Genomic DNA, 22,518 nt, shown 5'->3' on the forward strand with positions numbered 1-22,518 from the left:
ACTTTAATCAAATATTCAAAGTGCTATATTAACCCTAATTATTTTAGGGCAATAAGGCCCCGTTAGGAGGATTTAAAATGATTACAGGTATCCAAATTACTAAAGCAGACAATGCAGCACTTCTTAACTCTTTCTGGTTATTAGACGACGCGACAAAAGAAGCGCGCTGTGTAGCTGCTAAATCAGTTTATAAAGAAGATCAAGTGATCCCGACTGCAGAACTAGGTCAATTCGAATATCGTGAAGTTCCATTAGATGTTGCACCAACTATTAAAGTTGAAGGCGGTCAACACTTAAATGTGAACGTTCTTCGTCGTGAAACTTTGGAAGATGCCGTACAACATCCAGAAAAATACCCACAATTAACCATTCGTGTTTCTGGTTATGCAGTGCGTTTTAACTCACTAACAGCAGAACAACAACGCGACGTTATTGCTCGTACATTTACGACTAAAATCTAATTAAATCGGGTTTAAGTTTTATAAAGGATAATCTAAGTAATTAGGTTATCCTTTTTTATAACTTAAATATCACAATATGCTAACACAGTAGTTATTATGCGAAAAAGCATCTATTGATCGTAGATACTTTTTATGCTTGATGACATTCAACCCAACGTAAGTACTGTCGCCAGAAAGGATCGAACTCACATTCAATTTTAACTGATAACGTATTATATCGGTTTGTTATCTGTTGTACTAATTGAAGTGCTGAGTGTTTATTTCCTACATGCCATAACATATTTCTTACACCTTGACTAAAACTATTTTGACAATGAATACCTCGCTCATCAGCACGTAAAGCAAGATTAATAGCATCTTCTAATTCATAAACAGCTGAAAGAGTCTCTTTACTATCAATATCAACGATAACATTAAGTGCATAACAATAATTTTCATGCCCAACCAAAGAATTAGCCGCTTCATTACGATGCACTAACATTTTAAGATCCGTTAATTCAAATACAATCCATTGATCCTCTTGAGCATTAAGTACACCTGTGTGTTTTAAATCTTCTTTCCATAACCGATCAAAAATAGTTACAAATTGGTTAGCAGGAACTGTCGCAACATTCTGATCTGTCTTTAAAAACTCAATAGATTCTACTCTAATAGCAAAATCATATTCACCCAATAGATGATCGAGATAAATCAATGCCATCGTTTCTGCTTGTTTTATCATATCTTCGGGAACAGTCTTAGCGAACATAATGCCAATAGATATTTTACGATAACTTTCTTTATATTGAATTAATAAATCAGTTGCACCTAATGAGAAAGAACTCTCTTTAGATTTTATAACAAAGGTATCTACATTATTAATGCGCTGACGAAATGCTTCTACTTCGAAAAACTGAAGATCAGGTGCTTGTCGGGAAATTTCCATTACATACTCGAATCGATCAATTTTTCCATCCGCGGTAAAAATAATTTTATGCTTCTTAGTATCCCCTACAGTAATTTCAGCAATGACATCTAACTGATTTTCATCTAATAGCTTATTGATATTTTCCATTATATCGATAAGTTCAAGTTCATTAAGAGATTGTTCAGATTTCTTTACCTGTTGCCAAAAATCGTGAATTATCACACTTAAATGATCTTGTGAGCTTTGTTTCTCTTTTGGTGTGTCTTTAATATCAGGCGGTAATTTTTTCCAAAACTTTTTAAAAAACATATATATTATTCCTTTCATGTCATTAAAATCATACAAAACTAATATTAATAATTTAACTAATGTATACTATATTCATTTAAAGTTAATAACTATCGATTATCTAATAAGGTTATTAATTTAAATATTGCTGTAAGGAAATTTTATTTTATGGAAATAGGAAAGTAAAAAATATTAAAATTAAACAATAATATAAAAATAAAATACGAGATTAGTAACCTAATCTCGCTATTATTTCAACTATGATTAGCTTTATTCAAAAAACTTTTTCACTTTGTCAAAGAAGCTTTTTTCTTTGGGGCTATGTTTAGAGTTTTTATCGGCTTTAAAGCTTTCACCTAATTCTTTAAGCAGCTCTTTTTGTTTGCTCGTTAGGTTAACTGGCGTTTCAACCACAACATGACAGTAAAGATCACCTACCGCACTACCGCGTAATGATTTGACGCCTTTACCTCGTAGTCGGAACATTTTACCAGTCTGTGTTTCAGCAGGAATCGTTAAGCTGACCTTGCCATTAAGGGTTGGTACTTCAACTTCGCCACCGAGTGATGCCAATGCAATATTAATTGGAATTTCGCAATGCAGATTGGTGCCGTCTCGTTCAAAAATAGCATGCGGTTTAATTTGCATTTGAACATATAAATCACCTGATGGTGCACCATTTAAACCGGCTTCGCCCTCACCAGATAATCGGATACGGTTGCCAGTATCAACTCCCGCTGGAATAGTAACAGACAATGTTTTCGTTTTTTCAACGCGACCTTCACCATGACATTTTTTACATGGATTTTTAACCACTTTACCCCGTCCATGACAAGTTGGGCACTCTTGTTGCACGGCAAAAAAACCTTGTCGCATTTGTACAACACCTGCACCATGACAGGTATTACACGTGACCACATCAGAAGATTTTTCAGCGCCTTGCCCATGGCAAGTATCACAACTTACCCAAGTTAGTACTTTAATTTCTTTACTAACACCTGCCGCGGCTTCTTCTAATGTTAGGGTGATATTGTATTGTAAGTCATTGCCACGAGATGCGGTTTGACTGCGCCCACGACCGCCACCAAAAAAATCACTGAATATATCGTCGAACGCACCACCGCCAAAGCCACCAAATCCGCCGAATCCACCCGATCCACCCTGTCCTTGTTCAAAAGCAGCATGACCATATTGATCATAAGCCGCTTTTTTTTGCGGATCAGTTAGGATTTCGTAAGCTTCTTTCACCTCTTTAAACTTTGCTTCAGCTTCGGTTTTGTTATCTTGATTTTTATCAGGATGATATTTCATCGCTAGGCGTTTATAGGCTTTTTTTATCTCACTTTCACTGGCACTTTTACTGACGCCCAATGTTTCATAATAATCTTTCTTCGCCATAATTGACCTTTATTTTTTATGATTGTATAAACAACTAAACGGGCTTGAGTTACCTCGCGCCCGTTTAACTTGTTATATGTTTAAAACTTGTTGAAATAACTCATTAAAAAACATTGTAGTTAATGTTTATTTTTTATCATCATCAACTTCTTTGAAGTCTGCATCAACAACATCATCTTGCGCATTAGTGTTTCCACTATTTGCTTGACCCGCACCTTGAGCTGCTTGGGCTTGTTGTTGTGCTAATTCAAGCAATTTTTTAGATGCTTCCATTAATGCATTAATTTTAGCTTCAATTTCTGCTTTATCTTCGCCACGAGCGGCAACTTCTAAAGCATTTACTGCATCTTCAATTGCTTTTTTATCATCAGCTGATAACTGATCACCGGCTTCAGTCACTTGTTTACGTGTTGAGTGAACAAGATGATCGGCTTGGTTACGAGTTTGAGCTAGCTCTTCAAATTTACGGTCTGCATCAGCATTAGCTTCTGCGTCGTTTACCATTTTTTGAATCTCTTCTTCACTTAATCCTGAAGAGGCTTTAATCGTAATTTTTTGTTCACGTCCAGTATTTTTGTCTTTCGCAGATACATGTAAAATACCGTCAGCATCAATATCAAAAGTAACTTCAATTTGTGGCATACCGCGAGGTGCAGCTTGAATACCATCTAGATTGAATTGACCTAATGATTTGTTATCACCCGCACGTTTACGTTCACCTTGTAACACATGAATGGTTACAGCTGATTGATTATCTTCAGCAGTTGAGAACACTTGACTATGTTTAGTTGGAATAGTTGTGTTCTTTTCAATTAAAGTTGTCATAACGCCACCCATAGTCTCAATACCTAAAGACAATGGGGTAACATCAAGTAATAACACATCTTTAACATCACCACCAAGTACACCACCTTGAACAGCTGCACCAACTGCAACCGCTTCGTCAGGGTTTACATCTTTACGTGGTTCTTTACCAAAGAAGTCAGCAACCGCTTTTTGAACCATTGGCATACGTGTTTGACCACCAACAAGAATAACATCTTTAATGTCCGAAACAGAAAGACCTGCATCTTGTAATGCTGTTTTTACAGGATCCATTGAACGTTTAACTAAATCTTCAACTAAAGACTCAAGTTTAGCGCGTGTTACTTTGATATTTAAATGTTTTGGACCACTTGCATCAGCAGTAATATACGGTAAATTAATATCAGTTTGTTGTGCTGATGATAATTCAATTTTTGCTTTTTCTGCTGCTTCTTTTAAACGTTGCATTGCAAGCGGATCATTTTTTAAATCGAAGTTTTGTTCACGTTTAAATTCGTCAACTAAATAGTTGATTAAGCGTGAGTCAAAATCTTCACCACCTAAGTGAGTATCACCATTTGTTGCTAATACTTCAAAGGTTTTTTCGCCATCAACATCGTCGATTTCGATAATAGAAATATCAAATGTACCACCACCAAGGTCGTAAACAGCAATAGTACGGTTACCTACATCTTTATCTAAACCATAAGCAAGCGCTGCAGCTGTTGGTTCGTTGATGATACGTTTTACATCAAGTCCTGCAATACGACCAGCATCTTTGGTTGCTTGACGTTGTGCATCGTTAAAGTAAGCTGGAACAGTAATTACCGCTTCTGTCACTGCTTCGCCAAGATAATCTTCTGCTGTTTTTTTCATTTTCTTTAACACTTCAGCAGAAATTTGTGGTGGCGCAATTTTTTGACCTTTAACATCAACCCATGCATCACCATTATCGGCTTTTACAATTTTATATGGCATGATACTAACGTCACGTTGTACTTCGGCATCTTCAAAACGACGACCAATTAAACGTTTAATTGCAAATAATGTATTTTGTGGATTGGTTACTGCTTGACGTTTTGCTGGTTGACCAACTAAGATTTCACCATCTTGAGTATAAGCAATAATGGAAGGGGTTGTGCGATCGCCTTCTGCATTTTCTAATACTTTTGCTTGGCCATTGTCCATTACAGCAACACATGAATTTGTTGTACCTAAATCAATACCAATAATTTTACCCATAATCTTTTCTCCTCAAAATCTGTATTTTATTTCTTGTATATAGGTCTTAAATATTAATTTTCAAGCCCTTATTTCACAAAGAAATGTTTTTGTTTTCACATAAATGGGAACATTATTATTAATATCAAGGGGCGCAAAAAAATAATTTTCCCTGAAATCTTGATTATCGCGTTTTCTGCACTTATCATTGCCGCTCTTTTTTAATCATCAAACTTAACTTATAGGATCCTTATGGAACAAACAAAACTTGCAAATCCTGGCCCACTTGGTTTAATGGGATTTGGTATGACAACAATTTTATTAAATATTCATAATGCTGGATTTTTCCCAGCTATGACAGTTATTGTCTCAATGGGTATTTTTTATGGTGGTCTTGCACAAGTCATTGCTGGCATTTTAGAATTTCGAAAAGGCAATACGTTTGGTACAACAGCATTTACTTCTTATGGTTTCTTTTGGATTGTGTTAGTGGGTATTTGGTATTTACCAACTTCACCAGCGACAGCACCATCTGATGCTACCTTTGTTGGTATTTTCCTTGCTTTATGGGGAGTTTTTACTGGCTTTATGTTTATTGGTACATTAAAAGGTAACCGCGCATTACAATTTGTTTTTGCCAGTTTAACGGTTTTATTTACTTTATTAGCTATTGGTAATATTTCAGGTAATCATGACATTATCCATATTGCCGGTTTTGAAGGCATTATTTGTGGAGCAAGTGCTGTTTATTTAGCAATGGCAGAAGTAATTAACGAACAATATGGTCGTACCATTTTACCGATTGGTGCACCAAAAGGCGCTGCACATTAATAAATTTTACTTAATTTCAATAATTAAAAAACGGGGAATTATCCCCGTTTTTTATTAGGTTTTATTATTAATTATTTTTTATATGCATCATTATGAACACCAACCGCTGCACGTCCAGATGGATCATTTAGGTTTTTAAATGATTCATCCCATTCAATTGCTTTCGCAGTTGAGCAAGCAACTGTTGGACCACCCGGCACGCAATGTGCTGCACTTTCCAGTGGGAATAGTTCATTAAAAATCTCACGATACATATAGGCTTCTTTTGAAGTCGGCGTATTGTATGGGAAACGGAATTTTGCATTTTCTAATTGCTGATCAGTAATTTTACTTTCGGCAATCTCTTTTAATGTATCAATCCAGCTATAACCCACACCGTCAGAGAATTGTTCTTTTTGACGCCAAACAACCGATGCTGGTAAATAAGACTCAAATGCTTCGCGAACAATGTGTTTTTCCATTTTGCCATTACTGCCACACATTTTATCTTTTGGATTAATGCGCATAGCAACATCTAAGAATTTCTTATCAAGGAATGGAACTCGAGCTTCAACGCCCCATGCCGCCATCGCCTTATTAGCACGAGCACAATCATACATATGTAACGCAGCTAATTTGCGTACGGTTTCTTCATGGAACTCTTTGGCATTTGGTGCTTTGTGGAAATAAAGGTAACCACCAAACACTTCATCAGCACCCTCACCAGAAAGTACCATTTTAATGCCCATGGCTTTGATTTTACGCGCCATTAAATACATTGGAGTGGACGCGCGAATGGTTGTTACATCATAGGTTTCGATAAAATAAATCACATCACGAATCGCATCAATACCTTCTTGAATGGTAAAGTTAATTTCGTGATGGACTGTACCTAAATGATCCGCAACCGCTTGTGCAGCTTTAAGATCGGGTGCGCCTTTTAGACCAACAGCAAATGAGTGTAACTGCGGCCACCATGCTTCCGATTTTTCGTGATCTTCAACACGACGAGCAGAGAATTTTTTAGTGATTGCTGAAATGACTGAAGAATCAAGTCCACCTGATAATAATACCCCATAAGGAACATCAGACATTAAATGACTTTTTACTGACTCTTCTAATGCAACACGAAGTTCATTGATATCTGCTTTATTATCTTTAACGTTGTCATAATCCATCCAGTCACGTTTGTAATAGGTTTTGATTTCACCTTCGGTACTAGATAGGTAACATCCTGGAGGGAAAGCCTCAATTGTTTTGCAAACAGGTACTAAGGCTTTCATTTCAGAGGCAACATAAAATGTACCATTTTCGTCATGACCAGTATACATTGGAATAATACCAATATGGTCACGACCAATAAAATAGCTACCTTTATTAATATCATAAAGGATAAAAGCAAACATGCCTTGTAATTCATCAAGGCAGTCAATACCCTTTTCTTGATATAAAGCAAGAATCACTTCACAGTCTGAACCAGTTTGAAACTCATAACGATCTTTGTACTGATTTCGGAGTTCTTGATGATTATAAATTTCGCCATTCACCGCTAAAACTAGGGTTTTATCTTTATTATAAAGAGGCTGAGATCCGGTATTAACATCCACAATTGATAAACGTTCATGAGCAAGGATAGCTTTATCAGACGCAAAAATACCAGACCAATCAGGACCACGATGACGCTGTAGACATGATAGCTCTAATGCTTTTGTTCGTAGTTGTTCTGGATCTGATTTAATATCAAGAATACCTAAAATCGAACACATTGATTTTCTCCATTTCAAATCGCATAAGCGATACTATTACAAGTAAAAAACTAACTATATAAAAATTTCACACTATTTTTTATTTTTATTAAATAAAAGAAAGAGGATGAATAAATATTTAAATAAACAGCATACACACTAATAATACACAATTAAAGCGCAATGTCATTATACTTTTTCTATCATTGCAAAAAGTAATCATTATTTTTTTAGCCATTGACCTTGTTGCTTTATATATTGACCTGCTGGGGTCTTTTCTTGCGCTTTACTACCCGCTTTTTTTTCTACTTCACTTAAAGGAACATTGCTTTCAGCGGATACTTTTTGATACTGTGCTTTACGAGCTTGATTAATCAGTTGCGCAATTTCAGTGGCATTACCTTCATTTTTCACAACACCTAAATAACCATCAGCCTGTTCACCAACAACCCCTTGTGCTTTGGCTTGACTCAATGAATCCATAGCTTGCTCTAAATTTAATGCAAACGCAGAAAAAGATAAAACGACAGACAATAATGCTACAGTTGCTTTTTTACAAATAGTCATAACAAACTCCTTAATAAATACATCATATTTTATTAATTTAAATGCGGATCCAGATTTTTCTATTAGTTACATTCAAATCGATAGATGAAAATAAAACCGATTAATTTAATATAATCCAGATTTATTGATGATATTATCTAACGCCTTATCAACCTTAATATTAATTTCGTGGTCTATCTTAACATTCAAATTGATATTAATGGGTTCGCTCGGCGCTTGCACTTTTACTGTTGGCGAACATCCGATTAACGCACTACTTAGCATCATTATTGCAATAACATTTCGTATCATAAAATGACCTCTTATTTTGAAGCTTCCTTTTTTAAACGGGCTTGAATTCGTTTACGAACTGGCTCACTAATTTGATCAGATAACTGTAAGCTCATCAGCAATTTAGCCATATTTTCTTCAAGATTGATATTTAAATTCACTGCTTTGCCATTTTCAACATCTAAATTACTTCCTTGAATATTCAATTTCAATTTCGCAATGTCGTTAGCGTAATCAACTGTACCTTGTAATTTAGTATAATGAAAGTTTTTAATAATATCAGTGAGTATTTTCATATTTGGGTTACTTTGCGCATAATTTTTTAAGGCTGAATTTTCAAACTGTAAATAACCTTGATTAATTGTAGTTAGCTGCCCATTTTTAATTGCCACTTCAAATGCTGCTTCACTCTTAGTTTTCGCTTTTAATAATGTAATTGGTAAAAAACCATCAATCGTACCGTCGCCAGCAAGCCCTTCGGTTGGATATTTAGCAAGAATATCTTTTAATTGTATCTGTTTTATCTTTAAATTTAATTGTTGGGGTAATTTAGCTAAATTCAATTTACTCGGTTCAATAAAAACTAAACCAGAAAAAATATCAGCTTGAAGCTTTTTCCAAGTCACTATGCCTTTGCTAGGCGCTTTAAATGAAGCGGAATAACTACCCACTAATTTTACCTTTTTAAAGGCGATACCCATATTTACTTCTTGGACATTTAACGCCGGCGTCGAAATCGTAAATCGGTTATCTTTAACAATCATATTGACATCACCTGTCACCGATTTGATTTCACTACTTTTATAAATACCATTGAGTTTATTAATCGTTAGCATTGCTGTAACAAAGAGTTGATTACGATCAAATGGAATTTTTGATTCAAGTTGAATGTTCAAATTCCCTGCGGCAGAGTCAAGGATTAAATCGTTAGAAAGATTCGTCTTTTCTATGTTAATTGAAGCTTTATCTGAAGTCATTAACGCCAATTGATTACCAGATACCCAGCCAGTAAATGGCAATGTTACATGACTATTTTTTAGACCAAATTGCTTTAAAGATGTCTTAAAAAGACCGTTTTGTACATTAAACTGTGAGGCAGTTTGATCAAAGGATAAAGTTGCTGATAATTGTGCGATATCTTGAGTATTGGTTGATAGATTAAGTTGTATAGCTTGCTGCTGTTTACTGATATCGACTTTTAAATCTAATTGTTCTTTATCTTGTTCATAAAATCGCAATGTATCTATATGAATTTTCTTAGGTGACCAATAAATAATCGTTGGAATCAAAGAGAGATCAAGATCGGATTGATTAAGATTTTCAGTAGCAGTATCAACTACGTTGCCGACAGAATCTAAAACCGTTTCAGATTGATTTATTTGCCAGTGAACATCCAAATTGTTTGCTGATAAATGTGACCACGAAATTAACACATTTCTAGCCGTTATAGAGATTTGAGATTGCTTACTTACAGTAAGCTCATCAAAAGTAAGGCCTTTAAAACCAATGCTAGCACTATGCCAATCGACCATAATCCCATGTTTCTGCTTGAATGACTGCCAATAACGCCATCCATACAAGCAAAATAGTACGATAAAAAATAAGATACTCAGTGAGATCCAATAGCGTTTTTTTAAGCGAACCATAGTAGTTCTCGATTTGGCAAAAATAATTGCAGGGTATCCCCTGCAATAAATGTCTATTAATTTTGAGATTGTTCTCGCTGTGTAATATATGCCAGCGCCTTCTCAATTCTAGTAAGCGTGCGCTTTTTACCAACTGCAAAAACAGTCGCATCAACCGATGGTGATTGTCCGATGCCTGTTACGGCAACGCGTAGTGGCATGCCAACTTTTCCCATGCCAACATCAAGCTCAGTTGCCGTTGCTTCAATGGCATGGTGAATTTTATCAATTTGCCAATCAAAATCAGCAATCGCTTCAATTTTTGCTTTAATTGTTTCTAATGGCTCTTTGGCGACTGGACGTAAATGTTTTTTAGCCGCATCAGCATCAAACTCAGCAAAGTCTTGATAACAATAAGAACAAGATTCAGCCATTTCTTTTAGTGTTTTACAACGTTCGCCAAATAGCTTAATAATTGTAATGAGATCGGGACCATTAGCTAAATCATAGCCTTGTTGATTCATATGCCAAACTAAATGCTGAGCAACATAATCTGCATCTAACTGATTAATATAATGGTGATTTAACCAAAGTAGTTTTTCAGTATTAAATGCACTGGCTGATTTACTCACCGCATCTAATGAAAAATAACTAATCATTTCGGGCACAGAGAATATCTCTTGATCGCCATGTGACCAGCCAAGGCGTACTAAATAGTTCAGTAGCGCTTCGGGTAAATAACCGTCATCACGATATTGCATTACACTGACCGCACCATGACGCTTAGATAATTTTTGTCCATCATCCCCTAAAATCATCGAAACATGCCCATATTCAGGCAATGGCGCACCTAACGCTTTGAGAATGTTGATCTGGCGAGGCGTGTTGTTGATATGATCTTCACCACGAATAACATGGGTAATTTCCATATCCCAATCATCAACAACCACACAGAAATTATAAGTTGGTGAACCGTCAGTGCGACGAATAATAAGATCATCAAGCTCTTTATTGGCAATCTCAATTGGCCCACGAATTAAATCATTAAAGATAACGGTACCATCAATAGGATTAGCAAAACGAACAACATGAGGTTCATCATGAGAATGTTCTTTTTGTACCGAATCACAACGGCAATGGCCATCGTAACGCGCCTTTTCACCTTTTGCCATTTGTTCTTCACGCAATTTTTCAAGACGTTCTTTAGAACAGTAACAACGATAAGCGGTACCTTTGGCTAACATTTCATCAATGACCTGATGGTAACGATCAAAACGTTTAGTTTGATAATAAGGACCTTCATCCCATGATAATTTTAACCAATTCATACCCTCCATAATCGCTTCAATCGCTTCTGGTGTTGAGCGTTCAAGATCGGTATCTTCAATACGTAATACAAATGTACCTTTTGCATGGCGAGTATAAAGCCAAGAATAAAGTGCAGTACGAGCACCACCTACGTGTAAATAGCCTGTTGGGCTGGGTGCGAAACGGGTTTTGATTTTCATGAAATAATCCTAAAAATAACAAAAACGAGCGCCTAATTAACCAGACTATGGCTTGCGCTCCCTTTTCTTATTCTGCCTGTTGCTCTGACAGAATAACATTTTGATATAAATTTGATTTAGTTACCTATTCTAACACGCCGAAAGGTTTCGGCAATAGTGCCATTAATGTTAGAAAGTTAAGCCATGCTGTGTAAAAAAGTTTCAGAAAAGCATGTGTTTCAGTATAAAATTAACATTTAGCCATTTTATTTAAGTTAAGGTTGATTTATTTAGTACTGATCTAGCCTCATTAGTGTGCTTCATCCCAGTTATCACCCACGCCGACATCCACTTTTAATGGTATAGATAGCTGATAACAATTTTCCATAATCGATTTTATTTGAGTTCGATACTGTTCGACCAATTCCTCTTTTACTTCAAATACGAGTTCATCGTGGACTTGCATCACCATCCTAATATTACCTACAGGTAGGCTTTTAATCCATTCACTCACCTTAATCATCGCTGTTTTGATAATATCGGCCGCCGTGCCTTGCATTGGCGCATTAATAGCGGCACGCTCAGCACCGCGACGTTCAATACCACTTCCTGATTTAATTTTAGGAAGATACAAACGTCGACCAGATAAAGTTTCAATATAACCTTGTTCTGCTGCTTGCAGGCGGATTTCGTCCATATAAGTTTGAACGCCTGGGTAACGTTCAAAATAGCGATCGATATAAAAGCTGGCTTCTTTACGAGTAATATTAATTTGTTTAGATAAGCCAAAAGCACTCATACCGTAAATTAATCCAAAATTAACTGCTTTTGCCCGTCTTCGCTCTTCAAAAGTGACTTCAGATTCAGATTTATCTAAAATTTCGCTCGCTGTCACTCGGTGGATATCTTTATCGTTAGCAAAAGCGTTAAGTAAGCTTTTATCTTGTGATAGATGCGCCATGATACGTAATTCAATTTGCGAATAATCAGCAGAAATAATCTTATAACCTTTTGGCGCAACAAATGCCTGTCGAATTCGACGCCCTTCTTCGGTTCTCACTGGAATATGTTGTAAATTTGGCTCATTTGACGACAATCGACCCGTTATCGTACCGATTTGATTATAATTAGTGTGGATCCGATGATCGATAGGGCTAACCATCAATGGTAATTTATCGGTATAAGTATTTTTTAACTTAGCTAAACTACGATAAAGCAAAATCATGCGCGGCAACTCGTATTGATTAGCTAGCTCACTCAAAACATCTTCACTAGTTGACGGTTCGCCTTTTGGCGTCTTTTTGAGTACCGGTAATTGATGCTTATCAAATAAAAGAGCTTGAATTTGTTTAGGTGATGCCGGATTAAAATTTTCACCTGCCAACAATTGTAATCTTTCTTGAATTTCGTTCAATTTGTTGTTCAATTCAGTAGAATGCTTATTTAATAACTTGGCATCAATCAAAACACCGGTTCTTTCCATTTCGGCTATTATAATGGTGAGTGGCATTTCAATATTAGTGAATAGATTTTTTAATTTTTGGTCTCGTTCAAGATCAGGCCATAACTTATTATGCAATTGTAACGTGATATCGGCATCTTCAGCAGCATATTGCGTCGTTTTTATTACATCAATATTATCAATAGTCACTCGAATTTTATCAAATTTAGTTAATTCATCATAAGTAATGGTTTTGTGATTCAAATAGCGATTTGCCAAACTATCCATATCATGACGGTCATTACTGTTTAATACATAAGATTCAATCATGGTATCAAACGCAATCCCTTGCACTGTTATGCCATAGTTTGCCAGCACGCTGTAATCAAATTTCGCATTTTGGGCAATTTTTTGGATTTTTGGATTTTCAAATATCGGTTTTAATTTAGCTAAAACATCATTGAGCGGCAATTGCTTCGGAACACCTAAATATTGGTGAGCAAGTGGAATATAAGCCGCTTGATAAGGTTCAACACTGAGTGATATGCCTACTAATTTAGCATGCACATGATCTACATTATCGGTTTCAGTATCAAACGCGAATTGCTTGCTATTTGTTAATTTTACAAGCCATTCATCTAGTTGTTCATTGGTTAATATGCATTGGTAATCAGTTTCTGTGTTTTGTGAAGTTGGTGTAAGTTGTTCTTCTTGAGTAGATAAGAAGAAATTATCATCGGCTTCTACCGCAGTATTTTTTTGCTGTTTTAAAAAGGTACCACCAATTAATTCTTTTTGCCAACGATGAAAACCATAGTAATTAAACAACTCAATTAGAGCCTTAACGTCAATATCCCCTACCAATAATTGCTCATTGGTAAAATCTAACTTCACATCGGTTTTGATTGTTGCGAGTAAATAAGAAAGATCTGCATCATTTTGATTATCAATCAATTTTTTCTTTAAAGATTTAGCGCCCCGGATCGATAATTTTTCAATATCATCCAATCGATTATAAATATCTTTTATGCCATCAAATTCAGATAATAAACTTTGTGCCGTTTTTTCCCCTATGCCCGGTACACCAGGGATATTATCGGAAGAATCCCCTCTTAATGCTAAATAATCAATCATCTTTTCGGGTGGAACACCAAATTTTTCCATAACGCCTTTTGGATCAAGAATCGTATTATTCATGGTATTAATAAGCGTGATTTTATCACTCACCAACTGAGCCATGTCTTTATCGCCAGTACTAATCAACACTTCAAGATTTTCCTTTTCTGCTTGTCTAGCTAGTGTACCAATGACATCATCTGCTTCGACACCATCAATGCAAAGTAGTGGTAAACCCATGGCTTTCAAAATAGTGTGAATAGGTTCAATTTGGGGACGAAGATTTTCGGGCATTGCCTCTCGGGTAGCTTTATATTCGCTATAGATCTCGTTACGAAATGATCCACCTTTGGCATCAAATACCACAGCAATATGGGAAGAGTTGTATTGATTAATTAAACTACGAACCATATTAATCACACCAAAAATAGCGCCTGTTGGCTCACCTTTGGCATTGGTTAATGGAGGACATGCAAAAAAAGCACGGTAAAGATAAGATGATCCATCAATTAAAATAATCGGTGTATTATTTGGCATTATGGTTACCTAAAACGTTAGTCAATTCAATGACTGATAGTATAACCTAATTAGCTAGAATATTCTTAGGAAGACAATAATATAATGTAAAAAAGTTTCAGGAAACTATGCGTTTTAGTATAAAAATCTGTAAGAACTGTATATTACATCACGAGTGTTATATAATATTGCCTCTAATTTCGCCTGAGTATTTGATAAATGACAGAATTAACTCTTGCTGCGCAAAAAGTCAAAGAAGCACTAGCCGCTAAAAACCTTGAAACACCATCATGCCGTCTAGCTATGGATAATAGTGAGCGTAAAGCAAAAATCGAGGCTCACTTCCGTGAAATTATGAAATTAATGGAGCTGGATTTGACTGATGATAGTCTTGCCGAGACGCCTCATCGTGTATCAAAAATGTATGTTGATGAGATTTTTTCAGGTCTTTATTATGAAAATTTTCCGAAAATCACGCTAATCGAAAATAAAATGCAAGTTGACGAGATGATAACTGTTCGCGATATTACACTGACCAGTGTTTGTGAACACCATTTTGTTACCATCGACGGCAAAGCTACCGTTTCTTATATTCCGAAAGATAAAGTGATTGGTTTATCGAAAATCAATCGTATCGTTGAGTTTTTTTCACAACGCCCCCAAGTACAAGAAAGATTAACTCAGCAAATTTTAGTTGCTCTGCAAACGTTACTTGGTACAGTCAATGTTGCAGTTTCAATTGATGCGACCCATTATTGCGTAAAAGCCAGAGGCATTAAAGATTCGAGCAGCACGACAACCACCACAGCGCTTGGAGGTGGTTTTAAAACAAATCCAAGTACAAGACAAGAGTTTTTACGAGCACTAAACCATTATTGATATTATATGTAAGAAAACGCTGGAGTGTTTATATTTCATGATTAAAATAATCGGCTAAAAACACATAAGGCGTTTTCCTAAAAATTTCTTAATGTTTTGTTTTATATATTTTTTATTTTGAAATATTTCCTGATTATGCCATCTCTCCATTAAAGTGCGTATCACGCTTTCTGCTTTCTTATTCGCTTTTGGGTGGGTAGATTTTGTGAATATTTCGTCCAGATAAGTTTTGTTATCGTGTTTTATTTGCCAGATTAGATTTATCTTCAATCGGGCTTTTTTGACTCGTTATACATGGTTGGAAGATTGCTCACAAAGCGTTTAACCAAATCGGTGACAGTTATTTTTTCTTTATGATACTTGCCATATCTCTTGCTGGCGATAAGACGTTAATTTTGTTTTTTATGTATATTGATTATTTTAGTTTCTCAAATTACTGTAAATAACGCGAGTAATTCCTATACTCTAGCAATATTATCTTAGCAATTACCTATTTGTCGCTTTAATTCATCTTCGTTTTACTTAGTAAAGTAACTAGCATGGAGCATTTCATTTTTTTTGTCAGATAGGTTTTGGGGCTTTCAAACAGTTAACGATAAAAATAACGCCAGTATAAATATCCACAAAAAAGAACCAAAAAATTGTTTTTTTATACAAAACGTGAGACTGATTGTAGTATTTATATTTCTTTACAAATTTTTCTATTTAAAAGGTGAACAATTTTTTTAAGGCGTTATAATTTTGGTGATTAAAAATAAAATTAGCTTATTTTGCGAGCTGATAATTATAGAAAAAGATAAAATAAGGAATTAATTGACGGAGGAGATATGCATTATCATTGTAGGCACCGGCGCTGGCAGTTTGATGTCTTAAATAGTTCTAAATATTACTTTAACCAAGTTTTCTCTTTAACTTCATTAGTATCATCAAAATTTCCTTTAACATTAGTATTGCTATTGTCATATTCATTAAATACTCAGGCGTTATCAGCTACTACTACAAATATTATTCAAGGCTCAGCACCATATTTAACGTTTGATGGAGGTAGAACCAAAGCTCGCACGACAGAAGGTTTGTTAAGTATTACTTTACCGGACGGTAGAACTTTTACGCCATCAACCAACATTTCAAATACAAAAAAACCAATAGTATTACCTAATGCAACTGATACCTTAGCAAATATAGGCATGTTTGTGCCAACATCAATCAACTCAATAGGATTAGAAAGACTCATTGATGCCCCTTATAACTACTGGGGTGATGATGATGGCGATGGACAAGAAGAAAATGGCGTGACTGCAACAGGCAGTATAAGTGTTAGCTTTATGGATAGAGATAACCAAATAGTGGATCGCAACGATACCTTAGATATTTGTAGAGCTCCTTATAAAGTGGTGTTAAGTAACACCGATGGCATGTTCAGTTCAAAGTACGGCGTACCTAACACCAACACTTTTAGTACCAAGACGACAACTTACTATATCTCCCCAAACATACCGCCCAAAATCTGCTATGCCAAGCCAGAATTGAAGTATGGGCAGAATAATTTGGGAACAGGGAGTCACGCCGGTCCCGAAAACATATGGAATCCAAGTAAAGGGTTTCTTGTTCAATCTACCTTACCCACATCTTATGATCGTAACTTCCCAACCACTGGTGCTGATGGTTTATTCTTTGATTTAGTTATAGGAGGAGCATTTGACCAACTAGCTTGGCCAACAGTGACACATGGAGGTATCACCGCTACCATGACGCCCAAAGCAAATAGTAACACTATTCGGGTTGTACTAACAGGACCAACGGCAACCGAGGCCGAGCAGCAAGCCGACAATCCAAGTCAAATAACAAAACCAACCTTACCACAGACATTCGAGTTAGTCGGTTACGATATCTCTGGTAGAGAAGCACTAAGATATGGGTTTGTCTTGAGCAAGTGGTTTATTAGCCGTGGAAATAAAAATAGAACTATTTCCAACCAGACAAATTGGTGTACTAGCATAGGTTATCGGCTTATAAAAGTAAACGATGTTACCAACGCAATTTGTACAAATAAAGGCTCAGGCGACACTTGTCAAGGAGCCATTGGTGCCAAGCCGTCATCAAGTAACAACGTTTACCAGCGCCAAATTGGTGCGGGCCTGTTCAGCGAATGGGGAAAAATGACAAGCTATACCAATTCGGGCTTTGTTTCCAAATCGAAAAGTAATTACTGGACAAGTGATGTAATAGGGTTAAGGCAGTTCTATGTCTCCTCGCTCTTCGGTTCTGTTTACAGCAATCCGTCTACTTACCTTCAGTATGGGTTGTGCACCTATCCTTAGATTTTAGTACTGAGTTTCTAATTTTTGAACTGAGAACGGAATTATGAGCAAATTAAGGTCAAGCTGATAAAGAAAAATTGCCCCTACTTAAGGGGGGGAACAACTGAGCTGACAAAGTTAGCAAATAACATGCTCATGTTCTAAACAACAAAACTAACGCCTTATCACAGACAAGAGATATGGTGATGGCATCATAAATGAAAAATAGCCATCACCGATTTGGCTAATCGCTATAACAAAATCTATCTTGCCGAAATGCAATATGTTGATACCAAGCGTGTGCCATTAATTAAAAACAAAATTAAACAGTAAACCAAAAACAACTTATTTATTAGAGTTAATGATTTTTTGCGAGATCTTGATACGGTTATTTATTTGGATAACGGATGTGAATATCAAAGAACAGGCGAACATTTATTATTAAAAAGATACCCATCATATAAATGAAAAATTCACGAAATCTGCTACCCCAAAAACGAATGGGAAAGCAGAAATTGTGATACGCATTTTAATAGAGATATAACATAATCAACAAATATACAAAAGATAGAAAATAAAAGCTTAAGTGATCTCGGAGAAAACACTTTATACATTTTTAGCGGATTATTTTAATCATGAAGTGTCAACAACTCGGTATTTTTGCTATATCTTATAAATCGTTATTTTTGACGAGTAACGGTTTAAGGCATAACTTAGCAGCAAGCCTTTTGTGTAAAATAGAGTAAAAGGCTTGATGCAAAACAGTAAAACCTAGCTTTATATTGCGTGCATCTTCAAGAAAGATTGGTATAATTCTTAGTTACTTAATATAAATAGCATTGTTTTCATGAAGATTATCCGTGGTATAACTAATTTAAAAAATCAATTCTCTCAATGTGTTTTAACCTTGGGAAATTTTGATGGCGTTCATTTAGGGCACCAGCAATTAATTAACCATATTATTAAACAAGGAAAAAAAAGAAAACTGCCTACGGTTGTGATGTTATTTGAGCCTCAACCACTAGAGTTTTTTGCACAAGATAAGGCACCGTCACGGTTAACTTCATTCCAAGAAAAAATCATTTTTATTGAAAAGTTAGGTGTTGACTATACTGTTGTTATTCCATTTACAAAAAAATTTGCCCATATGTCAGCAAATCATTTTATTCAAGATTGGTTGATTAATAAGCTACAAGCTAAATATATTACCATCGGTGATGATTTTCGATTTGGATTTGACCGTAAAGGGGATATCAATCTTCTACAACAATATGCCCACAACAACGATTTTATAGTAGAAAGCATGCCAACATTGGTTTGGAATAATTTTCGTATTAGTAGTACTGCTGTTCGCCAAGCACTTTTAAATAGTGATTTTGAATTGGCTCATTGTCTGCTAGGGCGTGATTATACAATACAAGGTCGCGTAGTCCATGGCAATGCTTTGGCTAGACAATTAGGATCCCCAACAGCCAATATCCACTTACACCGAAAAAAGCCTGCGCTACAAGGTGTCTATTTTGTTAAAGTCAAAAATATCTGTAACAACCAGCATTACCATGGTATCGCCAATATTGGTTTAAGACCAACCATTAATGGAAAAAAGGCTATTTTAGAAGTGAATATATTTGACTTTTCAGAGGATATTTATGGACAATATTTAGACATAACTTTTGTCCAAAAATTACGTGATGAGAAAAAATTTGATTCATTAACAGATTTAAAACAACAAATTATACAAGATATTTGCACTGCGAAAAAGATCAGTGCACAATTAACCAATTAAAAGTAGTATCAACAAATTTAACTGGAATAAATCAGCATGACAGACTATAAAAACACATTGAATTTACCTGAAACAGGATTCCCAATGCGAGGAGATCTTGCTAAACGCGAACCTGCAATGTTACAAAATTGGTACGATAAGGAACTTTATCGCAAAATCCGCCAAGAAAAAAAAGGAAAAAAAACCTTTATTTTGCATGATGGTCCTCCTTATGCAAATGGTAAACTTCATATTGGTCATGCAGTTAATAAAATTATCAAAGATATCATTATCAAATCAAAAGGCTTAAGCGGTTATGATTCCCCGTATATTCCAGGATGGGATTGTCATGGCTTACCAATTGAACAAAAGGTCGAAGAGCAAGTTGGTAAACCAGGGGTTAAAGTATCTCCGGCTGAATTTCGCCAAATTTGCCGTGATTATGCGGCCTCACAAGTTGAACTACAAAAAGCCGATTTTATTCGTATGGGCGTACTTGGTGATTGGCAAAACCCTTATCGCACCATGAATTATGATACAGAAGCCAACATCATTCGTGCTTTAGGTAAAGTGATTGAAAATGGTCATTTAGTTAAAGGCGCAAAACCGGTTTATTGGTGTACTGATTGTATGTCTTCTTTAGCGGAAGCCGAGGTTGAATATTATGATAAATCATCACCAGCAATCGATGTAAAATTTAAAGCGGTTGATAATCAAGCCGTCGCGAATAAATTTGGTATCAATACCGATTTAACCATTTATGCTGTTATCTGGACAACCACACCTTGGACATTACCAGCTAGCCGAGGGATTGCTTTAAATGCAGATTTTGAATATCAACTTGTTCAAATCAATGATAAAGAGTGCCTAATCTTAGCCACTGATTTAGTTGAAACTGTGATGAAACGAGCCAATATCAGTGAATGGAAAGTGTTAGGTAGCTGTCAAGGTAAGGCACTTGAATTATTACGTTTTAAACACCCATTCCTTGATTTTGATGAACCTGTGGTACTTGGCGAGCATGTTACTATTGATGCAGGTACAGGTGCAGTACATACCGCACCTGGTCATGGTACAGAAGACTTTATGGTGGGTCAAAAATATGGTCTTGAAGTAGCAAATCCTGTTGGAGGGAATGGTTGTTACCTACCGGGTACAGGTGCCGGATTAGATGGTTTATTTGTATTCAAAGCCAATAAAGTTGTCGTTGAAATATTAAAAGAGCATAACGCGTTACTACACTTTGAAAACATCGAACATAGCTATCCATGTTGTTGGCGTCATAAAACTCCTGTCATTTATCGCGCAACACCGCAATGGTTTATCAGCATGGATAAACAAGGTTTACGAGTAAATTCATTAAAAGAGATCAAGCAAGTTCGCTGGATCCCAGATTGGGGACAAGCACGTATTGAAACCATGGTTGCCAATCGACCAGACTGGTGCATTTCTCGTCAACGCACGTGGGGCGTGCCAATGACATTATTTGTTCACAAAGAGACTGAAGAACTTCATCCTGATACGTTGGCATTAGTTGAAAAAGTCGCTAAGTTAGTTGAACAAAATGGTATTCAAGCTTGGTGGGATGCCGATATTAAAGACCTGCTTGGTCCTGATGCAGAAGATTATCGAAAAGTGCCCGATACATTAGATGTTTGGTTTGATTCAGGATCGACATTCTATTCGGTCGTAGCCTCACGCCCTGAGTTTGAAGGGCATGAAGCCGATCTTTATCTAGAAGGTTCTGATCAGCATCGTGGTTGGTTTATGTCTTCATTAATGTTATCAACGGCTATCAATAACCAAGCACCTTATAAGCAAGTATTAACTCACGGTTTTGTGGTTGATGGGCAAGGCCGCAAGATGTCTAAATCGCTTGGTAATATTGTCACACCACAAGAAGTTATGAACAAACTTGGGGCCGATATTTTACGTTTATGGATTGCATCGACCGATTATTCAGGCGAAATGAGTTATTCAGATGAAATTATTAAACGCGCTGCTGACAGTTATCGCCGAATCCGTAATACCGCTCGCTTTTTGCTCGCTAACTTGAATGGTTTCGATCCAGTGAAAGATATGGTTAAACCAGAAGATATGGTTGTACTTGATCGCTGGGCAGTGAGTATGGCAAAAGAAGCACAAGAGCAGATCATTCAGGCTTATGAAAATTATGATTTCCACAAAGTGGTGCAACGTATTATGCAATTTTGCTCAATCGAAATGGGATCATTCTATTTAGATATCATCAAAGATCGCCAGTACACAGCTAAAAGCGATAGTATTGCTCGCCACAGTTGCCAAACGGCTTTATATCATATTGCACAAGCGATGGTTCGTTGGATCGCGCCAATTTTATCCTTTACCGCAGACGAAATTTGGCAATATCTACCAATGACAAACAAACAAGAATTTGTTTTTGAAGATGAGTGGTATAGCTCACTATTTACTTTGTCAGATAACGAAGCATTAAATAGCGAATATTGGGCGCAGATTTTAGCGATTCGTAGTGAAGTGAATAAAGTGCTTGAACAAGGTCGTAATGATAAAGTGATTGGTGGCGCTCTTGAAGCTGCTGTTACGCTTTATGCTGATGAAGATATTGTCGCAACATTAGCTAAATTAGAGAATGAATTACGCTTTGTCTTACTTACATCACAAGCGAGCGTAAAACCATTACAAGCAGCGCCAGCCAATGCTGTGCAAAGCGATATTCAAGGACTGAAAATTGAACTCGCTAAGGCGCAAGGTGATAAATGCCCTCGTTGTTGGCACTATACCGTCGATAATGAGCCAACAACACACTTATGTAAACGTTGTGCAGAAAACATTCACGGGCAAGGCGAAGTGCGACATTTTGCATAGCGATAAGCCATTTAGCACATTAAAATAAGCTATAGCATCTCTTTATAGCTATC

General features: G+C 36.2%; 15 protein-coding genes. 6 read left to right on the forward strand and 9 right to left on the reverse strand.

Annotation, left to right across the window (positions count from 1 at the left end):
- Window positions 1-77: 77 nt before the first annotated feature.
- Complete coding sequence (grcA, locus tag ACYIAM_RS09655) at window positions 78-461, forward strand: autonomous glycyl radical cofactor GrcA (RefSeq protein WP_174796824.1); 384 nt, start codon at window positions 78-80, stop codon at window positions 459-461.
- 130 nt (window positions 462-591) lie between these two features.
- Here the strand turns inward: grcA and ACYIAM_RS09660 are convergent, their stop codons facing one another.
- The 3 genes from ACYIAM_RS09660 to dnaK form a co-directional block, all read right to left on the reverse strand.
- The gene (locus tag ACYIAM_RS09660) at window positions 592-1,677 is read right to left on the reverse strand and encodes a hypothetical protein (RefSeq protein ID WP_483748108.1); all 1,086 of its coding nucleotides are present in this window, start codon (window positions 1,675-1,677) and stop codon (window positions 592-594) included.
- A 249-nt stretch (window positions 1,678-1,926) separates the two neighbouring features.
- Window positions 1,927-3,054 (reverse strand): molecular chaperone DnaJ, encoded by a 1,128-nt coding sequence (gene dnaJ / locus ACYIAM_RS09665; RefSeq protein WP_483748109.1) that lies wholly within the window; start codon window positions 3,052-3,054, stop codon window positions 1,927-1,929.
- Between the two features lie 126 nt (window positions 3,055-3,180).
- Window positions 3,181-5,100 carry a molecular chaperone DnaK gene (gene dnaK / locus ACYIAM_RS09670; RefSeq protein WP_483748110.1) on the reverse strand — a complete coding sequence of 640 codons (1,920 nt, stop codon included), beginning with the start codon at window positions 5,098-5,100 and terminating at the stop codon, window positions 3,181-3,183.
- Window positions 5,101-5,331: 231 nt separating this feature from the next.
- Here dnaK and satP point away from each other — a divergent pair, with 231 nt between their 5' ends.
- Window positions 5,332-5,910 (forward strand): acetate uptake transporter, encoded by a 579-nt coding sequence (gene satP / locus ACYIAM_RS09675; RefSeq protein WP_483748111.1) that lies wholly within the window; start codon window positions 5,332-5,334, stop codon window positions 5,908-5,910.
- Window positions 5,911-5,981: 71 nt separating this feature from the next.
- Here satP and asnB read toward each other — a convergent pair whose 3' ends face one another.
- The 6 genes from asnB to polA all read right to left on the reverse strand — a co-directional run bounded on the left by asnB (window position 5,982) and on the right by polA (window position 14,677).
- The gene (asnB, locus tag ACYIAM_RS09680; protein ID WP_483748112.1) at window positions 5,982-7,655 is read right to left on the reverse strand and encodes an asparagine synthase B; all 1,674 of its coding nucleotides are present in this window, start codon (window positions 7,653-7,655) and stop codon (window positions 5,982-5,984) included.
- 201 nt (window positions 7,656-7,856) lie between these two features.
- Window positions 7,857-8,201 carry a YdbL family probable chaperone protein gene (locus ACYIAM_RS09685; RefSeq protein WP_174796830.1) on the reverse strand — a complete coding sequence of 115 codons (345 nt, stop codon included), beginning with the start codon at window positions 8,199-8,201 and terminating at the stop codon, window positions 7,857-7,859.
- 105 nt (window positions 8,202-8,306) lie between these two features.
- The gene (locus tag ACYIAM_RS09690) at window positions 8,307-8,492 is read right to left on the reverse strand and encodes a YnbE family lipoprotein (RefSeq protein WP_174796831.1); all 186 of its coding nucleotides are present in this window, start codon (window positions 8,490-8,492) and stop codon (window positions 8,307-8,309) included.
- A gap of 11 nt (window positions 8,493-8,503) precedes the next feature.
- Complete coding sequence (locus tag ACYIAM_RS09695; RefSeq protein WP_483748113.1) at window positions 8,504-10,117, reverse strand: intermembrane phospholipid transport protein YdbH family protein; 1,614 nt, start codon at window positions 10,115-10,117, stop codon at window positions 8,504-8,506.
- 56 nt (window positions 10,118-10,173) lie between these two features.
- Window positions 10,174-11,604: a glutamate--tRNA ligase gene (gene gltX, locus ACYIAM_RS09700; RefSeq protein ID WP_483748114.1), complete on the reverse strand. Its 1,431-nt coding sequence runs from the start codon at window positions 11,602-11,604 to the stop codon at window positions 10,174-10,176.
- Window positions 11,605-11,893: 289 nt separating this feature from the next.
- Window positions 11,894-14,677, reverse strand: a complete 2,784-nt coding sequence (gene polA, locus ACYIAM_RS09705; RefSeq protein ID WP_483748115.1) for a DNA polymerase I — start codon at window positions 14,675-14,677, stop codon at window positions 11,894-11,896.
- Between the two features lie 198 nt (window positions 14,678-14,875).
- Between polA and folE the strand changes: the two genes are divergently transcribed.
- From folE to ileS, 4 genes are all read left to right on the forward strand, one after another.
- Window positions 14,876-15,535 carry a GTP cyclohydrolase I FolE gene (folE, locus tag ACYIAM_RS09710; protein ID WP_174796835.1) on the forward strand — a complete coding sequence of 220 codons (660 nt, stop codon included), beginning with the start codon at window positions 14,876-14,878 and terminating at the stop codon, window positions 15,533-15,535.
- An 827-nt stretch (window positions 15,536-16,362) separates the two neighbouring features.
- Window positions 16,363-17,856, forward strand: a complete 1,494-nt coding sequence (locus tag ACYIAM_RS09715; RefSeq protein ID WP_483748116.1) for a hypothetical protein — start codon at window positions 16,363-16,365, stop codon at window positions 17,854-17,856.
- Between the two features lie 826 nt (window positions 17,857-18,682).
- A complete protein-coding gene (gene ribF / locus ACYIAM_RS09720) occupies window positions 18,683-19,621 on the forward strand; it encodes a bifunctional riboflavin kinase/FAD synthetase (protein WP_483748117.1) in 939 nt (312 codons plus the stop codon).
- Window positions 19,622-19,657: 36 nt separating this feature from the next.
- Entirely contained in the window at window positions 19,658-22,465 is a 2,808-nt protein-coding gene (ileS, locus tag ACYIAM_RS09725) for an isoleucine--tRNA ligase (RefSeq protein ID WP_483748118.1), read from the forward strand.
- Window positions 22,466-22,518 lie beyond the last annotated feature (53 nt).

This window comes from Gilliamella sp. X-60 (genome assembly GCF_057063585.1).